The sequence below is a fragment of the Lachnoanaerobaculum gingivalis genome, assembly GCF_003862475.1.
Lineage (GTDB): Bacteria > Bacillota > Clostridia > Lachnospirales > Lachnospiraceae > Lachnoanaerobaculum > Lachnoanaerobaculum gingivalis.
In genome coordinates, this window is sequence record NZ_RRCO01000005.1 from 88374 (window position 1) to 103906 (window position 15533).

A 15533-nucleotide genomic window follows, 5' to 3' on the forward strand; every position below is an offset into this window, starting at 1 on the left:
CTACCCCCTATACTTGCTTTCAATATTTATAACCGGTAAATCGGTACAATTTTGCATATATTCCAGAAATTTCTCACTGTCGTAGTGATGTCCATAGGCTGAAAAAGGATTTATTGTTATGGCAACAATATTTATTGTATCAATGCATGAAAATACCAAGCCTCTTTGTCTGAGTTTTTCAAAATTTTCGTATTTGATTAAAATTCTTGAACCGTCAAAAAATACCAATCGCTTTCCGTCAAGTTTTGCATTAGATAATAAAAAAGAGTTTATCATGGCATCGCTTAGCGCACCGTTTACAAATATACTCCCTACTTCACTTTCCTTTGCCCATACTTCTCTAAGCTCAATCTTTTTATCACTCTTTTTTATAGTATTATCTTCTATTATATAATACTTATCACTGTAGTTTTCTCTGTTAAAATCATTCGGAAGATTAAGCTTATATTCCGGAAGTGAAAAAAGCATGGATGTATATATTGTATCCCTGACAGTCTTTTCCATATCAACGCTGTATGAAGCACCGCTTGAAAGTATTGCCACATTACTTACCTTCCCTGTAGCAATACTTTTTCTCTCCAAGGCTCCATCTATCAGGATCTTTCCCTTGCTGTATTTTTTAAAGCTCTCACAAACTGTTGCCATTTGTGTAGCAATAGATGGACCTGCTATTTGTACAAAACCGTCGCTGAGGGCTCTGATTATTATTATTTCTCCAAGCGGAGTATATATCCCGGTGCTCTCTACTATTTCTTTTGTTATATCACAGTACTTTATCAAATCTCTTGCCGTTGCGATATAATCATCCTTATAAATATATATTTCAGGCTTTTTGGTATTGGTTACCAGATCAAGCTCCTCGCCGTCTCTTCCTATGGATGTAAGCAGAATACTTTCTTCATTTTCATGAAGTTCTTTTATTACTTCATTTAAAACTGTAGTTTTTCCTGCATTCTTACACATTCCGATAAAAGAGACTCTTTCCTCATCTTTTATCAAATCATAGATATTCATTGTTCTCTACTCCTAATAGGAAGCTGCGCCAAAATTATGGCGGAAAACATAAGTATTGCTCCAAGCATCTCACGACTTCTAAGCACTTCCCCCAATATTATCCATGCAAATATCGCACTGAACACGCTTTCAAGACTCATTAAAAGGCTTGCAATACTCGGTCTGACATATTGTTGTCCCACATTTTGCAATGTGTAACCGCAGGCACCGCTGAAAATCCCCACAAATAAGAGTGCAGGCATTGCCTTAATTATCATATCTACTGACGGCTTTTCAACAGCAATCATAACTATGCTTGAAAAAATTGCCACCACCAAAAATTGAAATATAGATAAATCCAAAACGTCCACTTCTTTTACAAAATGAGCCACCGTTATTATCTGAAGAGCAAATAAAAATGCGCAAAATAAAAGAATTGCGTCTCCGTACTCTAAATTGAATCCGTCATGTATACACAGTAAAAATAATCCTACTACACTTAGTACAACACTTATCCAAAGTCTAATTCCTTCTTTCATCTTAAAGAATATAATGGAAATAATAGGAACAAAAATCACGTACAATGCTGTGATAAATCCGGCCTTTGAAGCATTGGATTCTTTTATACCGATTTGCTGCATAACGCTTGCAATGAAAAGAAAGAATCCTGAGCACAGTGAAGCTATAATCAATGTCTTTTTATAAGACTTATTTATTATATGTTTGTTTGAACTTTTTTTACTCTTAAAAAAACATACTACAGGAATCATCGCAATAAAAGATATCCAGCTTCTTATTGCCAAGAATGTATAAGCATTTACATATCTTGCCCCTATACTCTGTGCTGAAAAGGCCGATCCCCATATCAAAGCCGCGAGCAACAGCATAAGTACTCCAAGAGCATTTTTATTTTTTGACATATTGACCCCCTGTTGTTAAAATAGTAATTTTGCACTACTTATCTTATTATATCCCAATCCGATTATAAAAAAAAGGTAAGATTATAACCAAAAAATGTAAAGATTACTTAATATTTGAATTTTTTACGCAGTTTATACATAATATCACGCAATTTATACTTTTTTACAATATACTTTCAAGAATATTGTATGATACCAATATGTTAAAGAAATTCAAAGGAACAGGAGATATAGGAATATGAAATTAAATTTAAACAAGAAAGCAATGGCAGTTGCTATTTCATTAGCATTGGCAACTCCGGTCATATCAGCAACCGCATTCCCTACATTAAATGTTATCGCCGGAGGTTTTACATCAAATCCTGCGTAGCACAGGGACATGCAATTCCAAACACAGATGTTGTAAATATTTCAGGAAACACTGTAACTGTAGCCCTTGAGGGAACAGGAATCAGTGATGCTGTAAAAGCTGCAACTTATGTTACTATAACTAATAATGCAGGATCTGCAATCGTTACCGCACCTACACTTACATGGACAGGCAGCACAGGCGCTTGGACAGGATTCAGCTTGCAGCTCCCTGCAAACTGGCAGACACTTTTCCATAACTCTGAGCAGATGGGTATTAAAGTATCTTCAACTGTAGGTACTTCAACATTTAATGCTACAGCAAACAAAATCGTAAATAATGATACACAGATAAGCGTTGAGATTCCTGCAGCAGGCGATGCAACAAAAGCACCTTCACCTGTAGGCCCTTTGGCTGCAAAGAACACAAGAGGAAAGATCCGCGTTCCAAAAACTGCTGATGCGGCAGATATTACAGAAAGCGTAATGATGCTCTTAGGCTCATTGGTAGCTATGGGAATGATTGCCGGAGTTACAAAGAAAAAAGAAGACTGATAAATATTTATACATCCCTCTTTAAAAGCAATATATATCTAAAATAAAGGATATATATTGCCTTTTATTTTTTCTGATATTATAATTCATTTGTATTTTGTTATGGAGAAATATATGAGACGAAAAAATACTACGCATGAAATGATGATGGGCTACATGGCTACAGCACTGTTGGAACTTATGCTTGAGAAAGATTATACTAAAATTTCAATCGGTGAGATTGCCAAAAAAGCCGGTGTTGACAGATCATCATACTACAGACATTTTAAATCTAAGGAAGATATTATATCATTCTTTTTTGATATGGTTCTAAAAGAATCGCTTGACGGCTATACAAATCTTTCAAGTATTGATTTTACACTGTATATACATTCAATATATACCGCCTTTTTTAATTACAGAAAAGAAATTTTACTTATTCATTATGCTAATCTCTCATTCCTGCTTTTGGATGTGCTTTCAAAGAGATTTCAGTTCAGTGAACTTGCTACACAGTTCCCGCTTACCAAGCAATATGAACTGTCCTATATCATAGGTGGAATTTACAATAATCTGATATTCTGGATGAATAGAGATATGAAGGAAACTCCCGATGAGCTCACCGAGATTTCACTTCAATTCAGAAATGAAGAATCACTTTCTTTACTTAGTTTGAGATAAAAAATGGATGAGCTGTTAACTCATCCGTTTTTATTATCTAAAATTTCCCTTCAAGAGGTTTCATCGCTCTTTCAAGTATGCCGTTCATATACGCTATTGATATACCGTAATTTGTCATAGGTATGGTAGCTTCATTTGCATACTTCATCCTGGCCTTCATCTGGTTTTCATTTAACATACATGCACCGCAGTGAATTATCATCTTGTATTCGGACAGATCTTTTGGAAACTCTCCTCCGCTTGTAAGTTCAAACTTCAACGCATCTTCATCCTGCAAACCTGTAAATTTTTTGACCAGCCTCGGTATCTTTACACTTCCTATGTCTTCACATTGTCTGTGATGTGTACAGCCCTCACTTATAAGTATTTTATCTCCTTCTTTAAGTGTGTCTATCACTCTTGCAGCATTATACAGATTGTGAAGAGCACCCTTATAGTTGGCAAATACTATTGAAAATGAGGTAAGAGGTATATTTTGAGGTATCAATTCATCCACTTCTTTAAACACTTGAGAATCACATACCACCAAGGCAATATCCTTAAATTTTTTAAGTGTAGCTTCTATCTCATTCACCTGAACTGCTACTGCAATACCATGTCTGTCAAGAATTTCTCTTATTACCTGCTGCTGCGGTAAAATAAGTCTACCCTTTGGTGCCGATGAATCTATAGGTGTTACAAGCATTATAATATCACCTTCCTTCATCATATCACCGAGTATTGTCTTTTCTTTCTTTTCTTTTCCAAGAACCTCAGACATCATATCTTTTAGCTTATCAATATTGATATTATTTAATGCGGAAACATATATATCAATTTTATCATCATGTCTATGCTCATCTGCTATAGAATCACATTTATTTCCTACAACAAGACATCTCTTTTCTTTTATCTTTTCTAAAAATTCAAGCTCATCATCACTAAACTCACTTCCTGCATCCACTACAAAGAGTATAAGGTCGGCCCTGTCTATATATTCCAGGCTCTTTTCCACTCTTAAATTTCCAAGGCTGCTCTTATCGTCAAGTCCCGGTGTATCCACAAGTACCACCGGACCGAACGGCAAAAGCTCCATACTCTTTTTTACAGGATCTGTAGTAGTTCCGCTGATATCGGATACTATTGCAATATCCTGTGAGGTTATAGCATTTATCAAACTTGATTTTCCAACATTACAGCGACCGAAAAGACAAATAGTCGCTCTCTCTCCCATCGGTGTACTATTCATATCAGAACCTGAAATCCCTTGCATTTGTAGTTTCAATTTCATTTATATACTGAATTGCTCTTTCCTTTACCTTAGGATTGCTTACCTTTTCAATCTCCGATTTTATCATCTTCATTCCATGCTCTTTGGTCTCTTCGGATGCATAATCGGTCATATATTCACTAAGGGTCATGAGAGCATTCGGATGACAACAGTTTATAATCTGTCCGCTCTTACAAAGGCTCATAAATCTGTCACCTGTTCTGCCTTCTCTGTAGCATGCGGTACAAAATGAAGGTATATGTCCCATTCCCATAAGCCAGTCCACCACCTCATCCAAAGTTCTTTGATCCGATACATCAAACTGCTCCGAATCTGTAGGTCTGATTTCCTCCGTATATCCGCCTACTGAAGTTCTTGAAGCACCGCTTATCTGTGATATTCCAACCTTTAAAGCTCTTTCTCTTACTTCCTGACTCTCTCTTGTAGAGATAATCATTCCGGTATAAGGAACCGCTATTCTTATACATGCAATAATCTTTTCAAAAGTATCATCATCAAGTCCGTTGTCAAAAGCATCCGGATCTATATCATCAGCCCTTTTAATTCTTGGTACACTTATAGTATGAGGTCCTACTCTGAATGTCGCTTCCAAATGTTCCCCATGCATCAAAAGTCCTGCAAACTCATATTTGTATGACTCCAGTCCGAAGAGTACTCCAAGTCCTACATCATCAATTCCGCCCTCCATAGCTCTGTCCATAGCCTCGGTATGGTATATATAGTTATGCTTAGGTCCTGTAGGATGAAGGCTCTCATAAGATTCTTTATTATAGGTCTCCTGGAAAAGTATATATGTTCCGATTCCAGCTTCATGAAGCTTTTTATAATTTTCCACTGTAGTGGCTGCAATATTTACATTTGCTCTTCTTATAGCTCCGTTTTTATGCTTTATACTGTAAATAGTCTTTATCGATTCAAGTATATACTCAATAGGGCTGTTTATCGGGTCCTCACCTGATTCTATTGCAAGTCTCTTATGTCCCATGTCCTGAAGTGCAATTACCTCATTCTTTATCTCTTCCTGAGTAAGTTTCTTTCTGGCTATATTTTTGTTCTTTGCATGATACGGACAGTATACGCATCCGTTTACACAGTAGTTTGAAAGATAGAGTGGTGCAAACATTACTATTCTGTTTCCATAGAAGGTCTGCTTTATCTCTCCTGCAAGTTCATATATCTTTTTTATAATTTCCTTGTCTTCACAGGCAAGAAGTACGGATGCCTCTCTATGAGTAAGCCCCTTTGCTATAATACCTTTCTCAGTTTTTTTCGGTCTTGCTTTTTCAAGATATTCCTCTATCAAAGGAATATTATTTTTATTTTCCTCGGCAAACTTTAATGTCTCCAATATCTCTTCATGGTTTATAAATTCTTCAGCGTTCCTTGATTTTACATCGTATTTAAACATTTATAATCTCCTCTTACTTTTGCAACTCCGTAACCTATATTGTTGATTCTGTTGGTAATACATCCGATGCAGTGAGCGGCTTCATCTCCTGTACATACCTTTCCGTCATATAGTTCATATTTTTTTCTTGTTTTCAGCGGTGAAAGATTCGGCATCACCACATTTGCACCTGCAAGTATTCCCTTCTCTCTTCCCAGATTGTCCAAAGTACTTAAAGAAGTTGTTGCCGGAATAAGCATATTCGGTCTCATTATTCTAAGAATAGCTATTAAAAATAAAGTCATTTGAATACTTCCGCTTTTTTCATTCTTAAACGCTGTATCATGATGCGGTATAAAAGGTCCTATACCGCACATCTGCGGTCCGAATTCTTCTATAAACTTTAAATCCTTAGCCAATGTGGAAGAACTTTGATACGGTGATCCCACCATAAATCCGCATCCTACCTGAAATCCTATATCTTTTAGAGCTTTAAGGCAGTTCATTCTGTGTTCAAATGACATTGATTTCGGGTGAAGTTTCTCATAATGTTCTTTGTCCGCAGTCTCATGCCTTAAAAGGTATCTGTCCGCACCTGCATCAAACATTTTCTGATAGTCTTCTTTCTCATATTCTCCCAAAGAAAGTGTAACGGCAACATCCTTATACTTTTCCTTGATTTTCTTTACAATACTACATATATAATCCGGTTCAAATTTTCCGTCTTCACCTCCCTGCATTACAAAGGTTCTATAACCGAGCCTGTATCCTTCATCCGCACATTCAAGTATTTCTTCCTCTGTGAGCCTGTAGCGATCACAGTTTCTGTTTGAATGTCTTATTCCACAATAATAACAGTCATTTTTGCAAATATTGCTTATCTCTATCAAACCTCTGAGATAAACATCTTTACCATAATTTTCATCGCCTATAATCCTTGCCTTTTTACTGATATAGTCAAATACCTCTTCATTCAAATTCTCTACAAGATATTTGTATTCTTCAAGGCTAAGGCTTCTTTCTTTTTCTAATTTATCTATCAGAGCAATGCTTTTATCAATTTCCAAATGTCTGTCATATTCGGTATTTTTAAAGTCAGTCTTATAAAGTGATATATCTTTAGCCATTGGCGTCACCCACATTTGAATAAGCGGTTTTAATACTTACTCCCTTTAATTTTCCGATTTTACCCGACAGACTTGAAATCACATTATTCGGTGCGTCGAGAGCGACCGACAACACACTTATACCTCTTTTGTGATAAGGTATACCCATCCTTCCGATAATATAATCTCCGTACTCGTGCAATAAATCATTGAGTTCTTTTACGGAATCCTTGTCCTCCACAATTATTGCCATCAATGCTACTCTGTTATCCATATTTCCCCTTTATAAATAATAGATTTTTGTATTAAAAAAACCCAAAGCCTAGGTGGCTTTGAGTACTCAAATAAATGTGCCTTGGCACAATCTTATACATTCACAAACCACCTTTCAAGTCAGATCCGATATAAATCCCGTCTTCCCTGTTAGGAGTATCTGTATACAATGTAAATCCTTTTTGGTGGTTTGTCAATATGTATAGTATCGTTACTTTTATAACTATATTCTTTTATATCTATCTTAATCATCAATCTCCGAGCTGCTTGAAATTATAGCACCGCTTGAAGCATCGATATCGTAGTCGTATTCTACATTTCCGACCTTAAACTCGATCTCATAAACTCTTACGCCGTCATCCGTATCAAGCTCCACCTTGGTAAAGTTTGCAGATCCGACTCCGGCATGTGAAAGTGCTATCTGCTTTGCTCTGTCTGCCGAGATACCTGAAGCTGCAGCGGATACTGTAGTATTCTCTACGGCAGCGCTTGTAGCGATTCCTTTTTCTCTTTCATCCTCATCTATATCTTCAATAGCATCTGCAATATTTTCCCAGATACTGTCATCAGAATCATAATCAACTATATCTCTTATATCTATGCCCTTTTGTACAACCAGATTGGCAATCTCACTTACTTTCATCTTGGCAAGTTCTTTTGCATCCAGAGAACTGTCTTTAGCGGCAAGATTCAGTACAAATACCGCCTTTCCTATGGATATATTGTTTTCTGTTGCAAACTTCTTAGCATCCACAGTAGTCTTTACAGTCTGATTTATAACTGTTGCCTGTACCGAATTGGTTGAAAGCGCAGTATTTATATCATTTAACACTTCCGCCTTAACTTTGTTTGCCTTATCTTCATTATCATTTCTTACTGTTACCAAAATACCTGTATTGTCATTTCGGATATAACCCTTTTGAACCATTGAGCCTATAAGTGCATTAACGGCAACCTTAAGCTCGGTATTCTTAAGATTCATACCGTCAATTACGGCGGCTCCGTCCTGATTTGTAGACTGTACTTGTAAAACCTTGTTCTTTTTGTTTGTTACAATCTCAACTCCCGGATTTACGTCAATATCTACATGTGAATCCGGAACATAGTTATTTCCGTAATACGGAACTCCTACAACTCCTACTGCAAATAGTAGACAAGCGGCAGCGGCCACTCCTACAAATCCCTTACCGAATATATTAAACTTCCTCTTCATCCCTTTTTCAATCCTTTCTGCGTCAACAGAAACGATATTTTCAGAAATTCTTTTAAACATATCCTCGGGAATCATTCCCGATACAGCAGTGTCGAGCTTCCTCTCAATATCTTCTCTCTTCATCAAAAGCCCTCCTCTTCCAAATATTTCTGCATCTTCCTGACAGTCCTGTTGTACTTTGACAGCACCGTATTTATTGACATATCAAGTAATTCTGCTATTTCACGATTTTTCAGACCTGCCACCGCATGTAGCAAAAGTATTGTTCTTTCATTCTCATCCAACTTATTTATAGTTGTTTTTAGAATAATACGCTCACTCAGATCTTCCACAAATGAAAAATCCTGTTCCGGCAAATTGTTATCATCTTCTAAACTACCCTCGTTTTTCCCGTCACGAATCTTCATAAGTGCAAAATTTCTTGCTATTGTAAATATCCATGCCATCGGTTTATCGTACGATGTGTAATCTGCTGCCTTTTGATAGATTTTCAAAAAAGTATCCTGCAAAATATCCTCTGCATCATGAGTATTCTTTGTTATTGAAAGGGCAAAGGCATATACACTTTTATGAGTTTTTTCATATAAAGTATGTAAAGCCTCCATACTTCCCTTTGCGATATCTTTTATAAGTTTATCATCCACCGTCGATGAAGCTTTTGATCCCTCCTCCAAGACCGCCACAAAATTAAGCATCTAATAATCATCCTTTCACTATATTAATGCATGAGAATATCATTTTATTGCATGCCGTTGCATTATTTTTTATTTTTTTATAAACTTTTTCTCATCAATACTATACAGAATATTGCAGTAAACATTTCCGCCGCAAAAAATGAGCTCCATACTCCTGTTATTCCAAAAATCCCCGGTAAGATAAGTGCAAATACAATTATTGCCACTATACCTCTTGATATTGCTATAAGAGAGGACTCTTTTCCTCTCCCCGTAGCACTGTAAAATCCCGCCGTAATAATATTAAATGCGGCAGGTATAAATCCTATAAAATAAATTCTGATACCCGGAATTGCATAGTTTGCCAATACATCCGAATTTTCATTGTTAAATGCGACTATAATGTTTTGAGCAAATGCCATTACCAGAGCAACCAAAACTCCTGCTATAATAATACCTACAGAAAGTGAATATAAGTAAATTTTCTTTAAGTCTTTTTTCTCACCTTTACCGTAAGTTTCACTTGCCACGGGCTGTAATCCTTGTGATACACCGTTTAGCATCGCCACTCCTACCAAGGCGGAGTTTGCTATAACTCCATATGCCGCAACCGCTATATTACCTACAAGTGAGAGCAGTATAAAATTAAATACTGTTGTTATTATTCCGTTTGAAATTTCACCTACAAATGCCACCAGACCGAGACTACATGATAAAATCAATTTTTTTACTGAAGGCAAATTAAAGCAAAAACGCACATTATTCTTTTTTGACAAATAATGCAACATACAGATGCTCATACTTACTATCGGTGATATTCCCGTTGCAAGTGCCGCACCTGCCATACCCATACCTACAGGGAAAATAAGTATATAATCAAATATTATATTAAAAATTCCGCTTATAAGTGTTGCCGCCATAGCAATCCTAGGTGAGTTGTCATTTCTCACAAAAGCTGTAAATGTAAAGTTCAACATAAAAAAAGGCGAGAAACAAAGAATAATACGTGCATATGTGTGAGTTACATTTACTATTACTTCATCCGCACCGAAAACTCTTAGCACCACATCCGGAATAAAAATACCCAAAATTAAAAACGGTAAGCTAAGTAGGAAGCTCCAGAAAAATGAATTTGAAAAATATTTATCTGCACTGCTTTTATCACCAAGTGATTTTAACAATGTATACTTTGTTGCGGAGCCTATGCCTATCATAGCTCCTATAGCAAATGTTATTGCAAATATCGGTAAAACAAGATTTAATCCTGTTATTCCGTTTGCACCTTCCGCCATTGATATAAAAACAGTATCCGCCAATACATAACATGATGTGCCTGTTGTAGCAAGGATATTAGGCAGAATATATCCTCTAAGTTTTTTTTCAATCATAAAAGACTCTCCTGTCATAGTTATCGAATTATATCATAAATATTCTGTAAGCTCAATTAAAGTCAAATTTATTTTCACATAAAAAATAGCAGTCATAGACTGCTACTTTTATATATCAAAGATGGTATTATACTAACTCAAGTAAAACTTCCATAGCCGCATCTCCCTTACGAAGACCGATCTTAACTATTCTTGTGTATCCACCCTTACGATCTGCATACTTTGGACCGTACTCATCGAAAAGCTTCTTTGCAAGGTCAACTGACTTTGTATTCTTCTTCTTTCCGGCTGCCTTTGCAGGTAACTCTGTCGGAACATATACTACAGCGTTGATTTTGCTTCTTGCATGAAGTCTTGAAGGTCTGTCTTTCTTGATTTCCTTCTCCACCTCATCATAAACAGTAACTTTCTTACCGTCTACAACTTCTTTTACTCTCTTACCGTCAGCATCTTTTCTTGCAACCTTTGCATTTACCTTTACAAGGTCGAAGTTATCCTTCTCCTTAACAGCTAATGCTATAAGCGGCTCAACAATCTTTCTGATTTCTTTTGCTCTGGCCTCTGTGGTCACAATCTTACCATGCTGTAAAAGTGCTGTAACCTGGTTTCTCAATAATGCTTTTCTCTGACTTGATGTCTTTGAAAGTTTTCTATACTTTGCCATTTTTTCTCCTCCATAGGAAACATATATACGCTGACATTGGACTTACTATATATGTCTATTTATTCTTTTTTATGATTCTTCGCTCTCACGAAGGTGAAGTCCAAGCTCTTCCAGCTTTAGTAAGACTTCTTCTAATGATTTTCTACCCAGATTTCTGACTTTCATCATATCATCTGAAGTACGTGAACACAGTTCTTCAACTGTATTGATTCCTGCTCTCTTCAAACAGTTGTAAGATCTAACTGACAGTTCAAGTTCATCTATATTCATCTCCAGAACTTTTTCCTTGTCATCCTCTGCTTTTTCTACCATTACATCAACAGTTTTGGCATTATCAGACAAATCTATAAATAAATTTAGGTGCTCACTCAAAACTTTGGCAGCTAAACTTACCGCCTCATCAGGTGCCAATGTACCGTTTGTAGTAACATCAAGTGTTAACTTATCAAAGTCTGTCATCTGACCTACACGAGTGTTCTCTACAAGAAGATTTACTCTCTCTACAGGAGTATAGATAGAATCGATTGCTATCACACCTATAGGAGTATCCTCTCCTTTATTTTTATCTGAACTTACATAACCTCTACCGTTTGTTATTGTCAATTCCATATAGAACTTGCCTTCTGAAACTGTTGCAATAACCTGGTCTTTGTTAATGATTTCTATACTTGGATCACATTGAATATCTTCTGCAGTGATAACTCCTTCACCGTCAAAATCTATATAAGCAACCTTCGGCTCATCATCAATAGATGTATTCCTGATTGCAAGGCTTTTTACATTCATTATGATCTCTGTCACATCCTCTTTTACTCCCGGTATGGAAGAAAATTCATGCAACACGCCGTCAATCTTAACCTGACTGACAGCCGATCCAGGGAGGGATGAGAGCATGATTCTTCTTAGGGAATTGCCTAAAGTTGTTCCATAACCTCTCTCCAGTGGTTCACATATGAATCTGCCGAACTTCTTATTCTCGGAAATTTCTGAAATCTCTATATTGGGTTTTTCAAAATCAAACACGAATGTCCCTCCTTTTAGATAAACTATATCTATATCTCAAATATTTGAGAATTGGTTAATACTTCAAGGCTAAAATATTTCTATTATTAGCAAATCAGCTGATACGAAAATAAGTATCAGCTGTTAAGATTCCTATTACTTAGAGTACAACTCAACGATAAGAAGTTCGTCTACAGGAACATCAATTTCTTCTCTTGTAGGGAGGCTCTTTACAGTACCTTTTAAGTTTTCAAGATCTGCATCAATCCAAGCCGGTACAATTCTTCCGGCTGTTGACTCTACAACTTCCTTATATCTTGCAGATGATTTTGCCTTCTCTTTGATCTCTATAACGTCTCCTGCCTTTACAAGGTAAGATGGAATATTTATACACTTACCGTTTACAAGAACGTGCTTATGATCAACAATCTGTCTTGTTTCTTTTCTTGTTCTGCCGAATCCCATACGGAAAACAACATTGTCAAGCCTTCTCTCTAAGAGAATCATAAGGTTCTCACCAACCTGGCCCTTCATTCTCTCAGCCTTAGCATAGTAATTTCTGAACGGTTTCTCTAATACACCGTAGATAAACTTTGCTTTCTGCTTTTCTCTAAGCTGCAAACCGTACTCACTGAGCTTACGGCCTGCTCTTTTTGTATCTCTGTTAGACTTTTTATCTATTCCCAGAAAACCCGGCTCAAGGCCAAGTGATCTGCATCTTTTAAGAACGGGAACTCTATTAATTGCCACTTTTAGTACCTCCTATTAGACTCTTCTGCGTTTTGGTGGACGACATCCATTGTGTGGTACCGGAGTTACATCCTTAATACTTGTTACTTCTATTCCACATGCAGCCAACGCACGAATAGCTGCTTCTCTTCCTGAACCGGGCCCCTTTACCATAACATCTACATACTTAAGTCCATGTACTAAAGCTGCTTTTGCAGCAGTTTCTGCAGCCATAGATGCCGCATATGGAGTAGATTTCTTTGAACCTCTAAATCCTAGACCACCGGCACTTGCCCATGATATCGCATTACCCTGGGTATCAGTTAATGTAACAATTGTATTGTTAAATGATGACTGAATATGTGCCTGTCCGCGTTCAACGTTTTTCTTTACGCGCTTCTTTGTCACCTTCTTGGTGGACGCATTCTTTGCCATTAAACTAACCTACCTTTTTAAACTTTACTACGCTCCTGTTTTTAAAACATACAGCGAAAATTACTTTTCGAAAAAATGAACAGACTATATTATCTATTATTTCTTCTTGTTTGCTACTGTCTTTCTTGGACCCTTACGTGTTCTTGCATTTGTCTTAGTCTTCTGTCCGCGAACCGGAAGATTCTTTCTATGACGAATGCCACGATAACATCCTATTTCCTGTAATCTCTTGATGTTCATAGCGATCTCTCTTCTAAGATCACCCTCTACCATCTGAGTATCGGAAATAACCTGTGCCAATTCTTTTACTTCATCGTCTGTAAGATCCTTTACTCTTGTATCAGGATTTACATTAGCCTCTTTCAAGATACGCTTTGAACTTGTAAGACCTATACCATAGATATATGTCAAACCAATCTCAATACGCTTTTCTCTTGGTAAATCAACGCCTGCTATACGAGCCATTTACCTACTTCCTCCTTATTCCTATGCAGATCAACCTTGTCTCTGCTTGTGCTTTGGGTTCTCACAAATTACTCTGATGGAACCTTTTCTCTTAATTATTTTGCATTTTTCGCAAATCGGTTTCACTGAAGATCTGACCTTCATTGTAACTCTCCTTTCATCGCTACTAATAAAGACGCCATAGTATTATAGCATTAACTACTATAATATGCAAGGTCTTATTTTATTTATCACGCCAAATGATTCTTCCTTTTGTTAAATCATATGGAGATAATTCGATAGTAACTTTATCACCCGGTAAAATTCTTATATAATTCATTCTAAGTTTACCGCTGATATGTGCCAATACCTGATGCCCGTTCTCAAGTTCTACCTGAAACATTGCATTAGGTAACTTTTCAACAACTGTTCCTTCAATCTCTATAACGTCTGATTTAGACATTTACTCCTCCACTTTTTCAAGAGATATTTTAACTTAACATCGTTAAAGTTATCACCACTGTTCTTAATATCAATAAATTCATCACTTTTTCCAAGCCTGCTGACATGCTTTTTATTTTTCTTCTTTGGCTTGTCAAGAGTCTTAAGTCTGCCGTCTGCAAGATAGATAAAATCTTTCTCACAGTCAATTACTATATAATACTCTCCTCTGTCATGTCCCTTTATTGATATTACAATATCACCTGTATTTATCATATTTTTCTTAAAGAAAGGATCTCAGGCTCACCGTCTGTTATCAAAATAGTATTTTCATAATGTGCAGCCAGCGAATTATCATCTGTAACCACTGTCCAGTCATCATCAAGCCATACCACTTCATCTCTTCCTGCCGTAATCATAGGTTCTATAGCAAGAGTCATGCCAGGCTGAAGCTTTATTCCGCCTCTTTTCATATCAAAGTTAGGAACTTCAGGATCTTCGTGAAGATGTGTACCTATACCATGTCCCACAAGATCTCTTACTACACCGTAGCCTCTTTCTTTTGCATAGCTTCCTATTGCCTTACAGATATCATTCAGGTGATTTCCTGCAATCGCATATTTTATTCCCTCGTAAAAGCACTCTTTAGTAACCTTTACAAGCTCCTTTGCTTTTTCGCTTCCTTCGCCTATTATATGAGTTCTGGCAGCATCAGAATGGTATCCCTTCCAGATGACACCTGCGTCTAGACTCACAACGTCTCCGTCTTTTAAAATTCTTTTCTTTGACGGAATACCATGTACAACCTCTTCATTTACAGACACACATATTGAAGCAGGATAACCGTGATAGTTCAAAAATGAAGGAACACATCCGTAGGATCTGATTATCTCATCTCCGATTTTATTCACTTCATATGTAGTCATACCTGCATGTAATGCCTTTTCCAATTCTTCATGAGTTTTTGCCAGTATTATTCCGGCTTCTCTCATCAATTGTATTTCTCTGTCAGACTTTATTGTTACTGCCAT

21 protein-coding genes are annotated in these 15533 nt (G+C 36.7%); 3 read left to right on the forward strand and 18 right to left on the reverse strand.

Annotated features, from left to right (window positions below):
- Complete coding sequence (gene kamB / locus EHV10_RS10860; protein WP_128674675.1) at window positions 1-1014, reverse strand: lysine 5,6-aminomutase reactivase subunit KamB; 1014 nt, start codon at window positions 1012-1014, stop codon at window positions 1-3.
- On the reverse strand, window positions 1011-1913 hold the full coding sequence (locus tag EHV10_RS10865) for a DMT family transporter (protein ID WP_128674676.1): 903 nt from the start codon (window positions 1911-1913) through the stop codon (window positions 1011-1013). Before EHV10_RS10865 ends, kamB begins: the two co-directional genes overlap by 4 nt.
- Window positions 1914-2151: 238 nt before the next feature.
- On the opposite strand from EHV10_RS10865, the gene EHV10_RS15140 reads away from it, so the two are divergent.
- The 3 genes from EHV10_RS15140 (at window position 2152) to EHV10_RS10875 (ending at window position 3476) form a co-directional block, all read left to right on the forward strand.
- On the forward strand, window positions 2152-2283 hold the full coding sequence (locus EHV10_RS15140) for a hypothetical protein (protein WP_279221827.1): 132 nt from the start codon (window positions 2152-2154) through the stop codon (window positions 2281-2283).
- A 200-nt stretch (window positions 2284-2483) separates the two neighbouring features.
- Window positions 2484-2816, forward strand: coding sequence for a hypothetical protein (locus EHV10_RS15020; RefSeq protein ID WP_243116129.1), 333 nt, complete (start codon window positions 2484-2486; stop codon window positions 2814-2816).
- A gap of 114 nt (window positions 2817-2930) precedes the next feature.
- Entirely contained in the window at window positions 2931-3476 is a 546-nt protein-coding gene (locus EHV10_RS10875) for a TetR/AcrR family transcriptional regulator (protein ID WP_128674677.1), read from the forward strand.
- Window positions 3477-3513: 37 nt separating this feature from the next.
- On the opposite strand, the gene hydF is transcribed toward EHV10_RS10875, so the two are convergent.
- The 16 genes from hydF to map all read right to left on the reverse strand — a co-directional run bounded on the left by hydF (window position 3514) and on the right by map (window position 15533).
- Window positions 3514-4728, reverse strand: a complete 1215-nt coding sequence (hydF, locus tag EHV10_RS10880; RefSeq protein WP_128674808.1) for a [FeFe] hydrogenase H-cluster maturation GTPase HydF — start codon at window positions 4726-4728, stop codon at window positions 3514-3516.
- Window positions 4706-6154 (reverse strand): [FeFe] hydrogenase H-cluster radical SAM maturase HydG, encoded by a 1449-nt coding sequence (gene hydG, locus EHV10_RS10885; protein WP_128674678.1) that lies wholly within the window; start codon window positions 6152-6154, stop codon window positions 4706-4708. The genes hydF and hydG overlap by 23 nt, the downstream gene beginning before the upstream one ends.
- Entirely contained in the window at window positions 6136-7260 is a 1125-nt protein-coding gene (hydE, locus tag EHV10_RS10890; protein ID WP_243116130.1) for a [FeFe] hydrogenase H-cluster radical SAM maturase HydE, read from the reverse strand. Before hydE ends, hydG begins: the two co-directional genes overlap by 19 nt.
- Window positions 7253-7513: a TM1266 family iron-only hydrogenase system putative regulator gene (locus EHV10_RS10895; RefSeq protein WP_128674680.1), complete on the reverse strand. Its 261-nt coding sequence runs from the start codon at window positions 7511-7513 to the stop codon at window positions 7253-7255. The genes hydE and EHV10_RS10895 overlap by 8 nt, the downstream gene beginning before the upstream one ends.
- 243 nt (window positions 7514-7756) lie before the next feature.
- Window positions 7757-8848, reverse strand: coding sequence for a PepSY domain-containing protein (locus tag EHV10_RS10900; RefSeq protein ID WP_128674681.1), 1092 nt, complete (start codon window positions 8846-8848; stop codon window positions 7757-7759).
- Window positions 8848-9420, reverse strand: a complete 573-nt coding sequence (locus EHV10_RS10905) for an RNA polymerase sigma factor (protein ID WP_128674682.1) — start codon at window positions 9418-9420, stop codon at window positions 8848-8850. The genes EHV10_RS10900 and EHV10_RS10905 overlap by 1 nt, the downstream gene beginning before the upstream one ends.
- A gap of 77 nt (window positions 9421-9497) precedes the next feature.
- Window positions 9498-10787, reverse strand: coding sequence for an MATE family efflux transporter (locus tag EHV10_RS10910; RefSeq protein WP_128674683.1), 1290 nt, complete (start codon window positions 10785-10787; stop codon window positions 9498-9500).
- Window positions 10788-10914: 127 nt separating this feature from the next.
- Window positions 10915-11451 carry a bL17 family ribosomal protein gene (locus EHV10_RS10915; RefSeq protein ID WP_009663030.1) on the reverse strand — a complete coding sequence of 179 codons (537 nt, stop codon included), beginning with the start codon at window positions 11449-11451 and terminating at the stop codon, window positions 10915-10917.
- A gap of 69 nt (window positions 11452-11520) precedes the next feature.
- Window positions 11521-12474, reverse strand: a complete 954-nt coding sequence (locus EHV10_RS10920) for a DNA-directed RNA polymerase subunit alpha (protein WP_128674684.1) — start codon at window positions 12472-12474, stop codon at window positions 11521-11523.
- A gap of 135 nt (window positions 12475-12609) precedes the next feature.
- Entirely contained in the window at window positions 12610-13203 is a 594-nt protein-coding gene (gene rpsD / locus EHV10_RS10925) for a 30S ribosomal protein S4 (RefSeq protein WP_128674685.1), read from the reverse strand.
- Window positions 13204-13218: 15 nt separating this feature from the next.
- Entirely contained in the window at window positions 13219-13617 is a 399-nt protein-coding gene (gene rpsK / locus EHV10_RS10930) for a 30S ribosomal protein S11 (protein ID WP_007593313.1), read from the reverse strand.
- A 96-nt stretch (window positions 13618-13713) separates the two neighbouring features.
- A complete protein-coding gene (rpsM, locus tag EHV10_RS10935) occupies window positions 13714-14082 on the reverse strand; it encodes a 30S ribosomal protein S13 (protein WP_009663113.1) in 369 nt (122 codons plus the stop codon).
- A gap of 30 nt (window positions 14083-14112) precedes the next feature.
- On the reverse strand, window positions 14113-14226 hold the full coding sequence (rpmJ, locus tag EHV10_RS10940) for a 50S ribosomal protein L36 (RefSeq protein WP_003497809.1): 114 nt from the start codon (window positions 14224-14226) through the stop codon (window positions 14113-14115).
- 79 nt (window positions 14227-14305) lie between these two features.
- Entirely contained in the window at window positions 14306-14524 is a 219-nt protein-coding gene (gene infA / locus EHV10_RS10945) for a translation initiation factor IF-1 (protein ID WP_007593317.1), read from the reverse strand.
- Entirely contained in the window at window positions 14503-14778 is a 276-nt protein-coding gene (locus tag EHV10_RS10950) for a KOW domain-containing RNA-binding protein (protein ID WP_128674686.1), read from the reverse strand. The genes infA and EHV10_RS10950 overlap by 22 nt, the downstream gene beginning before the upstream one ends.
- A complete protein-coding gene (gene map / locus EHV10_RS10955) occupies window positions 14775-15533 on the reverse strand; it encodes a type I methionyl aminopeptidase (RefSeq protein WP_128674687.1) in 759 nt (252 codons plus the stop codon). Before map ends, EHV10_RS10950 begins: the two co-directional genes overlap by 4 nt.

Coding starts and splice junctions, on each gene's coding strand:
- kamB (WP_128674675.1), bottom strand. CDS start 1,014: ATGAATATCTATGATTTGATAAAAGATGAGGAAAGAGTCTCTTTTATC.
- EHV10_RS10865 (WP_128674676.1), bottom strand. CDS start 1,913: ATGTCAAAAAATAAAAATGCTCTTGGAGTACTTATGCTGTTGCTCGCG.
- EHV10_RS15140 (WP_279221827.1), top strand. CDS start 2,152: ATGAAATTAAATTTAAACAAGAAAGCAATGGCAGTTGCTATTTCATTA.
- EHV10_RS10875 (WP_128674677.1), top strand. CDS start 2,931: ATGAGACGAAAAAATACTACGCATGAAATGATGATGGGCTACATGGCT.
- hydF (WP_128674808.1), bottom strand. CDS start 4,728: ATGCAAGGGATTTCAGGTTCTGATATGAATAGTACACCGATGGGAGAG.
- hydG (WP_128674678.1), bottom strand. CDS start 6,154: ATGTTTAAATACGATGTAAAATCAAGGAACGCTGAAGAATTTATAAAC.
- hydE (WP_243116130.1), bottom strand. CDS start 7,260: ATGGCTAAAGATATATCACTTTATAAGACTGACTTTAAAAATACCGAA.
- EHV10_RS10895 (WP_128674680.1), bottom strand. CDS start 7,513: ATGGATAACAGAGTAGCATTGATGGCAATAATTGTGGAGGACAAGGAT.
- EHV10_RS10900 (WP_128674681.1), bottom strand. CDS start 8,848: ATGAAGAGAGAAGATATTGAGAGGAAGCTCGACACTGCTGTATCGGGA.
- EHV10_RS10905 (WP_128674682.1), bottom strand. CDS start 9,420: ATGCTTAATTTTGTGGCGGTCTTGGAGGAGGGATCAAAAGCTTCATCG.
- EHV10_RS10910 (WP_128674683.1), bottom strand. CDS start 10,787: ATGATTGAAAAAAAACTTAGAGGATATATTCTGCCTAATATCCTTGCT.
- EHV10_RS10915 (WP_009663030.1), bottom strand. CDS start 11,451: ATGGCAAAGTATAGAAAACTTTCAAAGACATCAAGTCAGAGAAAAGCA.
- rpsK (WP_007593313.1), bottom strand. CDS start 13,617: ATGGCAAAGAATGCGTCCACCAAGAAGGTGACAAAGAAGCGCGTAAAG.
- rpsM (WP_009663113.1), bottom strand. CDS start 14,082: ATGGCTCGTATAGCAGGCGTTGATTTACCAAGAGAAAAGCGTATTGAG.
- rpmJ (WP_003497809.1), bottom strand. CDS start 14,226: ATGAAGGTCAGATCTTCAGTGAAACCGATTTGCGAAAAATGCAAAATA.
- infA (WP_007593317.1), bottom strand. CDS start 14,524: ATGTCTAAATCAGACGTTATAGAGATTGAAGGAACAGTTGTTGAAAAG.
- EHV10_RS10950 (WP_128674686.1), bottom strand. CDS start 14,778: ATGATAAATACAGGTGATATTGTAATATCAATAAAGGGACATGACAGA.
- map (WP_128674687.1), bottom strand. CDS start 15,533: ATGGCAGTAACAATAAAGTCTGACAGAGAAATACAATTGATGAGAGAA.